A 9,591-nucleotide genomic window follows, 5' to 3' on the forward strand; every position below is an offset into this window, starting at 1 on the left:
CGATCGGCGCGGCGGCGCGGGATGCCGGTGCGCGCGTGGTGGTTCCGGTCGTGGCGGGGTCGCGCTCGGCCGGAGTTCCGGAATCCGAAGTCGCCGAACGGCTTCGGGAATCTGGTGCCGATCATCTGCTGGTGCGTACCGCGCTGATCGGAGGCCGCCGGATCGGGCACGAGACCCGCCGCGCGCTCGAACCGATCCTCGGCGCCAAGTCCGGTGCGGGATTCCAGCTGCTGCACAGCGACGACCTGGACCGCTTCCTGATGCTGGCGGCGATCTCGCCGCGGGTCGGCGTCGTCGAGCTGGCCGCGCCGGGCGTGGTGACCACCGACGACGTGCGCGCGCTGATGCGCGCGGCCGGGGTGCGCTACTCCGCCTGGGTGCCGGGCTGGTCGGCGCGCAGACCGCTGCTGAACTCCTCGGTGGCGCAGGAGGACTGGGGATTCCGCTGCGGATGGACCGCGGCCGAGACGGCAGCCGATCTGGTGCGCGGCCTGGTCGGCCGCAAGCCGTCGGGCGGTTCCTTCCGCACGCGCAGCGGTGCGATCCCGTTGCCCGCCCACGTGATTCCGGCGCGCGCCGCCACCTCCGACCGGCACCGCCTGGTCGACGTCGCCCCCGAGGGGCTCGAAGGCGAGTTCGACGATCGCGTCGACCCGCGCTACCCGGTGCACACCGCCACCAACACCTCGGAGGCGCTGCCCGGTCCGATGACGCCGCTCACCATCGACCTGCACGCCGGCGCGATCCGGCTCGCCAACGAGGCGATGGGCACCATGATCGCGCTCGACGGAATCGCCTTGGAGCACTGGACGAGCCGGGTGACCACCGTGCTCGGCCACCACATCTACATCAACGCCTCGATCGGCGTACTGGCCGCCGAGAACATGCCGGGCTGGGACGAGGAGAGCATCCGCCGCGACGCCTACGGCAACATCCCCGACGAGATTCCGCTGCAGCCGCACGGCAAGCCGCCGATGCCGACGGGTCTGGCCAGCACCGCCGCCACCTGGCGCGCCACCTCCCGTGTCATCGCCACCGCCCGCCGCTTCGCCGCGACCGCGGAACTGATCAACGCCGCCTCGCACACCGAGGCGCTCACCGCCGAACAGATCGCCGACCTCACCGACGAACAGCTGCACGTGCGCGCCCTGCTCTGGCGCGACCGGCTGCACCAGGCCTGGCAGGCGGCCTCCATCGGCGTCATGATGACCGGCGCGGCCACCGCCGTGCACGCCCGCGGCAAGAACGCGGGCGAGGTCCCGATCGACCTGAACCGGCTGGAGTCGGCGAAGCCGATGCTCGCGGTGGAACGGCTGGCCGCTGTCTGCCGCGGCGACGCGACGCTGCTGGAGATCGCCCGCACGGGTGATGTCGCGGCGGCGCGGGCCGCGTCGCCTGCCTTCGCCGCGGCCCTGGACGAGGAGCTCGCCAGGATCGGCCATCGCGGTCCCGGCGAATGCGAACTGATCAATCCGACCTTCGGCGACCGGCCCGCACTGCTGGTGACGGCCGCCGCGCGGGCCGCCCAATTGCCCGCGCCGACACGGGAACCCGTCGATGCCGCGCCGAGCCGCACCGCGCGCATGGCGGCGGGCGCCACCGTCGCCAGGGAACGCGCCCGCGACGCCGTCGTGCGGATCACGCACTGCCTGCGCATGGCGGTGCGCGAGCGCGCCGACCGGCTGATCCGCTCCGGTCTGCTGCGCGACACCGACGACGTCTGCTACCTCAGCCTGGACGAGATCTTCTGTCTCCCCGCGGATGCGGGAGAGCGAGTGGGCCGCCGTCGCGCCGAACGCAAACGCCTGCAGGACATCAGGATGCCCGATGTCGTTGCTGGGCAATGGGAACCGGTCGCCGACTCGGGCGCGCTGGCCGTCGACGAGAGCCTCACCGGTATCGGCGTGTGCCCCGGCGTGGTGGAAGGCACCGTGAAGCTGGTGCTCTCGCTCGACGACGACATCGAACCCGGCGACATCCTGGTCGCCTCGGTGACCGACACCGGTCATACCGCGATGTTCGCCTACGCCGCCGCGGTGGTCACCGACATCGGCGGTTCCGCCTCGCACGCCGCCATCGTGGCGCGCGAATTCGGCATCCCCTGCGTGGTGGACACCAAGACCGCCACCACCAGCCTGTCCGACGGACAGCGGGTGCGCGTGGACGGGGCTGCGGGCACCGTCACGCTGCTCGCCGACTGATCGCGAAAACCTCTGTCCCGGAGTCGCTTCGGGCGGAATAGACGGCACTGCGGCGTCCTCGGGTGCGGAGCGGGGGCAGTGCCGTGCACCCACTTGGGCCGACCGCGCAGAACCGGCCCATGATCGAAAGGAACACCCCTGTGACCATTTCACGCGCCATGCGCGGCGTCGTAGCGGCCTCGGCCGCAGTACTTCTCGGCGTCCTGCCGGTCACCGTCGCACCGGCCCTCGCAGGCCCGGCCGTCCCCGTCCTCGAATCGCCGGGCAAGGGCGACCGGCCGATGGGCTTGACGCACGCGCCCAACGCCCGCGACATCGGCGGCTACCCTGCCAAGGGTGGCAAGCGTGTCGCCACCGGTGTCGTCTATCGCACCGACGCCCTTGCCAAACTCGACGCGGGCGAACAGCAGAAGCTGGTGGAGCTGGGCATCACCCAGGTCATCGACTTCCGCAGCCCCATCGAGGCGGGCCGCGATCCCGACAAGATCCCGTCCGGCGTGCGCCGCACCGAACTGCCGGTCTACGACCCCGCCAACGACTTCTTCCTCATGGTGTCCGGGCTGATCCAGGCCGGTCCCGCCGAACAGCAGAAGGTGCTCGGCGACGGCAAGGGCGCCGAGATCATGCGCACCTACTACCGCTGGTTCGTCACCGATCCGACCGCTCGCGGCCAGTTCGCCGCCGCGTTCCGTGAGATCGCGAACGCCGACGGCGCGGTGCTCTACCACTGCACGGCGGGCAAGGACCGCACCGGCTGGATGACCGCCATCCTCATGAGCGCCCTCGACGTCCCGGAGGGCCAGATCTACCACGACTTCCTGCAGTCGAACGACAATCTCGCCGCGGGCAACAAGGCGCTGCTCGATGCCCTCGTCCAGCAGGGGCTCGTCGAGGACCGCGCCCTCTGGGAGCCGATCGTCGGCGTCCAGCGCGACTTCCTCGACGCCGCCTTCGACCAGGTCCAGCAGACCTACGGTTCCTTCGACCGCTTCCTCACCGAGGGGCTCGGCATCGATGCGGCGACCCTCGAGGCGGTGCAGTCGAAGCTGCTCACCAAGCACTGAGACGCGCCTGGCGCCACCACGCGCCGCCGCTCCTGCTTCGGCACGGGCGGCGGCGCCGTCGTTCACTCCGCGTCGTCGAGCAGATGCCGGGGAGCGGCCTGGCGCCACGAGTCCAGCACGATCGCTTCGAGTTCGCCCCGGTCCTCCAGCGCCGCGAGCCGCACCCGAACCCACGGATTGTTCGCCTCGTGCGCCGCGATCCAGAACTTGTCCGGCTCCGCCACCACCAGCTCGTCCCGATCGAGCACGGGACACCGCACCGCCATCGACGTCTCGTTCTCCGGCAACGTCAAGAACAACTTCCCGGCCACCCGGAAAATCGGCATCCCCCAAGCGAACTGCTCACTCGTCTCCGCCAACGACAAGGCATAGGCACGGACATCGTCCCCGGTGCTACTCATCCCCCGATCCTCCCAGGCGCCCCCGACACCCGCGGTTCGCGCATCGGCCACCACGCCGTGACGCGGCCGAGCTGTTCGGACCGGCCACGATGCGGCCGGTCCGAACGTCAGCTCGTCTCGTGCCGGCTCCGACCGAGCCGGAGCGCGACTTGTGCCTTACCCGACCCGCGCGGCTTCGCGGGCGAGGATGCGTTCGCGTTGTTCTTCGAAACGGATGACGTCGCGCCCGAGCTTCTCGACGTACTCGGCGAGTTCTTCGCGGCTGCGTTCACCGCGTGCGGTGAAGTCGGTGCGATTGAAAACGTTCCAGATGCGCAGGATCGGCAGGACGACCTCGTCGAGGTGCTGGCGCAGGTCGTAGATCCCGTGCTTGACCATCATGACGCCATTGCGTCGCCAGTTCGGCATGCCGGTGCCCGGCATGGCGAAGTACTTCACGATGGGCGTCACCGACTCGATCGCCTGGTCGGGAGCGACGTCGAACGCGGCGCCCGCGACGTTGCGATAGAACATCATGTGCAGGTTCTCGTCCGCCGCGATGCGTTGCAGCAGCCGGTCGGCGATCGGGTCGTCGCAGACCCGTCCCGTGCTGCGGTGGCTGACCCGGGTGGCCAGCTCCTGGAACGTCACGTACGCGACCTGATCGAGCACACCGCCGAAGCCCGGCGGTGTATGCACACCGCGGGTCATGTGCACCATCCGGTCGTTCTCCAAGGCGACGGGATCGACCGCGCGGGTGCAGACGAGGTAGTCGCGCATGGCGATGGAGTGGCGGTTCTCCTCGGCGGTCCAGCGGCCGACCCAGGTGCCCCACGCCCCGTCCTGCGAGAAGTTCTTGGCGATCACGCGGTGGTAGGACGGCAGGTTGTCCTCCGTGAGCAGGTTCGTGATCATCGCGACCTTGGCGACCTCCGAGAGCTGTGACTGCTCGGGATCCCAATCCTCGCCACCCATCGCGGCGAAATTGCGGCCCTCGTCCCAGGGCACGTAGTCGTGGGGATACCAGTCCTTGGCCGTGGACAAATGCCGGTCGATATTGGTCGCGACGACCGGCTCCAGCTCCCGCAAAAGCTCTAGTTGCGTCAAGTCTCTAGCCATGCAGCGCCTTTCGATTCGGTGGAAAAAAACCACGGAACGTACCGCTGTTCACGCATCACTGACTGTGCGGCGCTCGCCGCACCAACACCCTAGACCAGGGCATTCGGGTTCGGGTGCAACATCGGGCCGACTCACCTGATGATCGGTTGCCGGAGGACGCGCCGGTCGCGACGACGGCAGGTCGTCGGACGGTCCCTGATGTCGAGCAGGGACGTCGAACAGGTCGGCCAGTACCGGGCGGCACGTCGCTGCGGCGCACCAACGGCCCGGCGAATCATGCGCTCGACCCGCCGATTTCGATCCAGTAGCGGCGAGCGGGGCCGAGGTCGGTGTCCCGGATGCCCTCCAACACACCACCGTGGCGTTCGATCGTCCTCGCCGAGGCGATGTTGCCGGTCGCGCAGACGGCCAGCACCCGGCTCATGCCGAGCACGCGCGCCTCATCCAGCATCCGGCCCAGTGCCCAGGTCGCCACCCCGCGGCAGCGCGCGGAAGGCCGGACGCCGTAGCCGATGTGACCCGACCGCTCCACGAACTCGTCGAACCCGTGTCTGAGCGCGATTCCGCCGAGCACCCGGTCGCCGTCGACGATCCACCGGTACACGGTGCGCACGGGGACGACCTTCGCCCGGTCCGGCTCGCCGGACAGCCGCGCGACCCAGGCCGCGAACCCTGCGAGCGAGCCGACCTCGTCGGACAACCGCAGGCCGAAACCGTCCTCGTGGACGCCGGGACCCCATTCCTGGTGGGCCTCGAGCCAGGCGGCGTGCAGGCGTGTGGTCGGCGCGATCAGCTCGGGCATAGCGCGACGATACCCACGACTCCGCCTGCGTCCGATGAGCGCCGAGCGCGGCGGCCACATTCCGTTGGCGGGGCAGCTCAGCCGTGGAGGGCGTCCCTGGCGTGGGCGTAAGCATCGCGGATAGCGCGGCCGGTGGCGGCGGCATCCGCGGAGACGGAGATGTGGGCGGCTGTGCGGGTCGGCCAGCGCGGGGGAGCGGCGCTGCCCGCGAGGGCCCAGGCGGCTTGGCGGGCCGCGCCGAGCGCGACGTATTCCTCGGGTTCGGGGACGGTGACAGGACGCCCGAGGATCTGCGCGGCGATCACGCGGACAAGCGCGGAGCGGGAGGCGCCGCCGATGAGCAGGATGCGGCGCGGGGTGATGCCGGTGGCCACGAGATGGTCGAGGGCGTCGGCGATGTTGCACAGCATGCCTTCGTAGGCGGCGCGTGCGAGGTGCCAGGGGTGCATGGTGCGCGGGCGTAAGCCGTGCAGGCTGCCCGTGGCGTGCGGCAGGTTGGGGGTGCGCTCGCCGGTGAGGTAGGGGAGGAGGACCAGTCCTTCCGCGCCCGGGGGAGCCTGGGCGGCAAGAGCTTCCAGGCCGGAGAGGTCGACGCCGAGGAGTCGCGCGGCGGCGGTGAGCACCTGTGCCGCGTTGAGCGTGCAGACCAGCGGGAGAAAGGCGCCGGTCGCGTCGGCGAATCCGGCGACGGCGCCGGAAGGGTCGGCGCTGGGAGCGCCACCGCGCGCGTAGGCGGTGCCGCTGGTGCCGAGTGACAGCACGACGTCGCCGGGTTCGAGCCCCAATCCCAGTGCGGCCGCGGCATTGTCGCCGGTGCCCGCCGCGACCAGCGCGCCCGACGGGGTGCGTCCCGCGGATTCGGCGGGTCCGAGTACCCGCGGCAGCAGCGGCATGCGGCCGCGGAAAGCCAGCGACACCAGGTCTTCTCGGTAGCGGCCTGTGGCGGGGGACCAGTAGCCGGTACCGGAGGCGTCGCCGCGGTCGGTGACGGGTTCGGCGTCGGGACCGCGTAACCGCCAGGTCAGGTAGTCGTGGGGCAGCAGGATTCGCCGGGCGCGGTCGGCCAGATGGGGCTCGTGATCGGCGAACCAGCGCAGCTTCGTGACGGTGAACGCGGCGACCGGCACGCTGCCCACCGCGTCGGCCCACGGTTGCGGCCCGCCGAGCTCGCGGACGAGTTCCTCGGCCGCGGACGCGGAGCGAATGTCGTTCCACAGCAGCGCGTCTCGAATCGGTGTGCCGTCGGCGTCCAGCGCGACCATGCCGTGCTGCTGTGCGCCAACGGCGATCGCGTCGACCCGATCGAGGAGCCCGTTGCCCGCGGCGCACAGCGCGTCCCACCAGGCCTCGGCGGGCACCGCGGTGCCGCCGGGATGCGGGGCCGTTGCCCGCTCCAGCACCGCACCGGTCGCCGCGTCGCAGACGACGATCTTGCACGACTGGGTGGAGCTGTCCACCCCGGCCACCCGCGTCATGGGGACCCATCCGGCCTGATCTGGATCTTGCGGCCCGCTCGCGCGCGAAATGCCCCGAGCGCGTCGGCGAAGTCGTCGAGCGCGAAACTGTGGGTGATCATGGTGTCGGCGTCGATCACGCCCTTGCCCATCAATTCCACCGCCCGCCCGAAACTGTGCAATACCGCCATGGAGCCGACGATGCTGATCTCGTCGTTGTAGACGCGGAACGGGGAGATGGCGGCGGTCGCCGCGCCGGGCGCGACGCCGAACTGCTGATACACCCCGCCGCGCCGCACCCGGGTCACGCCGTCCTCGATCGCGGCGATCGCGCCGGTGCAGTCGATGACGACCTCCCACCCGTGCGGTCGGTCGAAGCCGTCGGCGTCGGTCCCGACCGCGTCGGCGCCGAGCTTCTCGGCCACCGTCAGCCGCGCGGCCTCGAGATCCACGACCGACACCGAGGCCGCGCCCGCCACCCTGGCCAATTGCAGCATCAGCAGGCCCATGGTGCCCGCGCCGTAGAGCAGATAGTGCGCGCCGAGCGTGCGGGGGAGCACGTCGAAGGCGTGCACCGCGCACGACAGCGGCTCGACCAGCGCGCCGTGGCTCAGCGAGAGCGAGTCCGGCAGGCGGTGGCAGTTGGCGGCAGGCACCGCCACGTACTCGGCCATCGCGCCGTCCACGGTGTCGCCGATCGCGCCCCAGCGTTCGCACAGATTGCCGCGCCCGATCGCGCAGTAGTGGCACGCGCCGCAGAACAGCGAGGGATCCACCGCGACCCGGTCGCCCACGGTGACGCCCACCGCCTCGTGGCCGACGGCGACGACCTCGCCCGCGAACTCGTGCCCGGGCACGATCGGGTACGGCGTCGGCGGGAACTCGCCGTCCACGATGTGCGCGTCGGTGCCGCAGATGCCGACCGCGGCGACGCGCACGACCACCGCGCCGGGACCCGGCACCGGATCCGGCACGGTCTGCACCGAACAACGACCTGGCGTCTCGACGACCACCGCGCGCATCCCTCTACCATGCACCCGGACCACCGTGCCGCGATGCATTTCGAGTATTCGCGGCCGCGATCGGGCAGACTGACCCGATGCGTGCGGACCCCAGCCGACCGACCGGCGACCCCGAGGCGACGGTGTCGCGGACCGGGGGCGGAGCCTCGGCCGTCGATCATCCGTTCCTGGAACTCGCCAGGGGCGAACGGGATTGGATCCGTGCCCGCCACCTGCCCGACGGCATGTACGAACTCCAGCACCGCGGCGTCGGTGACCCGCGGCGCTTCGAGCTGTACACCTCCGATCACCGCCTGGTTCGCGATGTGCTGTGCGCCTGGCTGGACGGCGCGCCGGGATGGTCCGAGAGCGCCGTCTGGTCCCCGGTCGATCCGGCGATCGAGGAGCTGGAGCAGGTGCGCAACGAATTGTCCGGACTGCTGGGCGGTTTGACGATGCTCGACGACCTCGAGGCGGGATTGGACCTGGCACTGGCGCGCGCCGACGAGCTGATGGACGGCTTCGACGCCGCCGCGCTGGAGCTGCCCGGTCAGCCCTGATACCACCACGCGGTGGTGGCGATCTCGGCGCGTTCCAGCGGAAGATACGTGCCCGTATCCGACCAGCCGAGCGCCTGCACGGTGACGCGCACGTCGCTGTGGAAGCAGATCGGGTCGCGCACGTGCCAGCGGTACATGCCGAATCGCTGGTCGGCCTCGTAGCAGCGGTCGGGCGGAAGCACTTGGGGCAGACCCAGATACGGGGTCGAGTAGGTCCGGTACCGGCCGTCCATGTCGAAGTTCCACGCGCCGCCGAAGTAGTCCTCGGTGCCGGTGCCGCAGATGCTCGGGTGCTCGGTGTCGCCGTCGAGGTAGAACTTCAGCTCGCCCTCACCCCACCATCCCGGGTCACCGGGCCGGATGGCGAGATAGGTGCCCACGTAGCGGCCGCGTCCGGCGACGCCGTCGAGGATGGTGTGCACCGCCGGGCTGCCGAGCGGTGCGCTGCGGCGCCACTGGGTGTGCAGGTAGCCGGCCGCACCGGGCACGTCCTCTTCGGTGTAGGTGATCTGGTAGTACACCGGCACCGCGCGGTCCGCGCCGTTGTGCAGGGTGATCCGCGCCCTTCGGCGAAAAGGCATGGGCCAGTAGCTGTTCAGGCCGCCCGCCGGAGCCACCACCACCATCTCCGAGTTCACCAGCGCGAGCTCGTCCCAGGCATTGCAGAAGAAATCGCCCAGCGGCAGCCGCACGGCGGGTCGCGGTGCGTCGTCCCAGTGCATGCGCAGGGTCAGTTCGCGCAGTGCGGTGCGGTCGGTCGTCAACCAGAAGTGCCGGATTACGCCGGGGCCCGTCGCGTCGGCCAGGATCGCGGTATCGCCGGGCTCGAGCTGGATGGACGGCGAGACCTTCCATCCGACGCCTAGATCACGTGCGGCGTAGGCGCCGGTGCCGTCCGTCGCACGAGCTCCCGCGCCGGGCGCGCCGGTGGGATTCTCGGCGCTGATCGACCGAGTGCGGGCGGCGTCGAGCCGCCACAGTTCCGGTGGCGACCCGGCCGCGGTCACAGT

General features: G+C 70.8%; 9 protein-coding genes. 3 read left to right on the forward strand and 6 right to left on the reverse strand.

All coding sequences use genetic code 11. The features are described from left to right. Together NL1_RS34730 and NL1_RS34735 are read left to right on the forward strand one after the other, a co-directional pair. Positions 1-2,201: PEP-utilizing enzyme (locus tag NL1_RS34730; protein WP_067848881.1), on the forward strand; the 2,201-nt coding region annotated here is incomplete at its 5' end. 140 nt (positions 2,202-2,341) lie between these two features. Beyond that, positions 2,342-3,265, forward strand: coding sequence for a tyrosine-protein phosphatase (locus tag NL1_RS34735; protein WP_245673730.1), 924 nt, complete (start codon positions 2,342-2,344; stop codon positions 3,263-3,265). 62 nt (positions 3,266-3,327) lie between these two features. On the opposite strand, the gene NL1_RS34740 is transcribed toward NL1_RS34735, so the two are convergent. The 5 genes from NL1_RS34740 to NL1_RS34760 all read right to left on the reverse strand — a co-directional run bounded on the left by NL1_RS34740 (position 3,328) and on the right by NL1_RS34760 (position 8,042). Further along, positions 3,328-3,666, reverse strand: coding sequence for an MmcQ/YjbR family DNA-binding protein (locus NL1_RS34740; RefSeq protein WP_067848903.1), 339 nt, complete (start codon positions 3,664-3,666; stop codon positions 3,328-3,330). Between the two features lie 156 nt (positions 3,667-3,822). Next, positions 3,823-4,764, reverse strand: coding sequence for an acyl-ACP desaturase (locus NL1_RS34745; protein WP_067848887.1), 942 nt, complete (start codon positions 4,762-4,764; stop codon positions 3,823-3,825). A gap of 274 nt (positions 4,765-5,038) precedes the next feature. Then, positions 5,039-5,566 carry a GNAT family N-acetyltransferase gene (locus NL1_RS34750; protein WP_067848890.1) on the reverse strand — a complete coding sequence of 176 codons (528 nt, stop codon included), beginning with the start codon at positions 5,564-5,566 and terminating at the stop codon, positions 5,039-5,041. A 77-nt stretch (positions 5,567-5,643) separates the two neighbouring features. After that, positions 5,644-7,041, reverse strand: coding sequence for a xylulokinase (gene xylB / locus NL1_RS34755; protein ID WP_067848895.1), 1,398 nt, complete (start codon positions 7,039-7,041; stop codon positions 5,644-5,646). Beyond that, positions 7,038-8,042, reverse strand: coding sequence for a zinc-dependent alcohol dehydrogenase family protein (locus NL1_RS34760; RefSeq protein WP_067848897.1), 1,005 nt, complete (start codon positions 8,040-8,042; stop codon positions 7,038-7,040). The genes xylB and NL1_RS34760 overlap by 4 nt, the downstream gene beginning before the upstream one ends. A 77-nt stretch (positions 8,043-8,119) precedes the next feature. Between NL1_RS34760 and NL1_RS34765 the strand changes: the two genes are divergently transcribed. Then, positions 8,120-8,581 carry a hypothetical protein gene (locus NL1_RS34765; RefSeq protein ID WP_067848898.1) on the forward strand — a complete coding sequence of 154 codons (462 nt, stop codon included), beginning with the start codon at positions 8,120-8,122 and terminating at the stop codon, positions 8,579-8,581. On the opposite strand, the gene NL1_RS34770 is transcribed toward NL1_RS34765, so the two are convergent. Continuing rightward, entirely contained in the window at positions 8,572-9,588 is a 1,017-nt protein-coding gene (locus tag NL1_RS34770) for a glycoside hydrolase family 172 protein (protein WP_067848900.1), read from the reverse strand. The two genes, NL1_RS34765 and NL1_RS34770, sit on opposite strands and share 10 nt — an antisense overlap. Positions 9,589-9,591: the final 3 nt, after the last annotated feature.

It is taken from the genome of Nocardia lijiangensis NBRC 108240, assembly GCF_001613045.1.
GTDB classification, from domain to species: Bacteria; Actinomycetota; Actinomycetes; order Mycobacteriales; family Mycobacteriaceae; genus Nocardia; species Nocardia lijiangensis.

Bases quoted from the DNA above. Each gene is read 5' to 3' on its own strand.
- NL1_RS34740 (WP_067848903.1), bottom strand. From the start codon at position 3,666: ATGAGTAGCACCGGGGACGATGTCCGTGCCTATGCCTTGTCGTTGGCG.
- NL1_RS34745 (WP_067848887.1), bottom strand. From the start codon at position 4,764: ATGGCTAGAGACTTGACGCAACTAGAGCTTTTGCGGGAGCTGGAGCCG.
- NL1_RS34750 (WP_067848890.1), bottom strand. From the start codon at position 5,566: ATGCCCGAGCTGATCGCGCCGACCACACGCCTGCACGCCGCCTGGCTC.
- xylB (WP_067848895.1), bottom strand. From the start codon at position 7,041: ATGACGCGGGTGGCCGGGGTGGACAGCTCCACCCAGTCGTGCAAGATC.
- NL1_RS34760 (WP_067848897.1), bottom strand. From the start codon at position 8,042: ATGCGCGCGGTGGTCGTCGAGACGCCAGGTCGTTGTTCGGTGCAGACC.
- NL1_RS34765 (WP_067848898.1), top strand. From the start codon at position 8,120: ATGCGTGCGGACCCCAGCCGACCGACCGGCGACCCCGAGGCGACGGTG.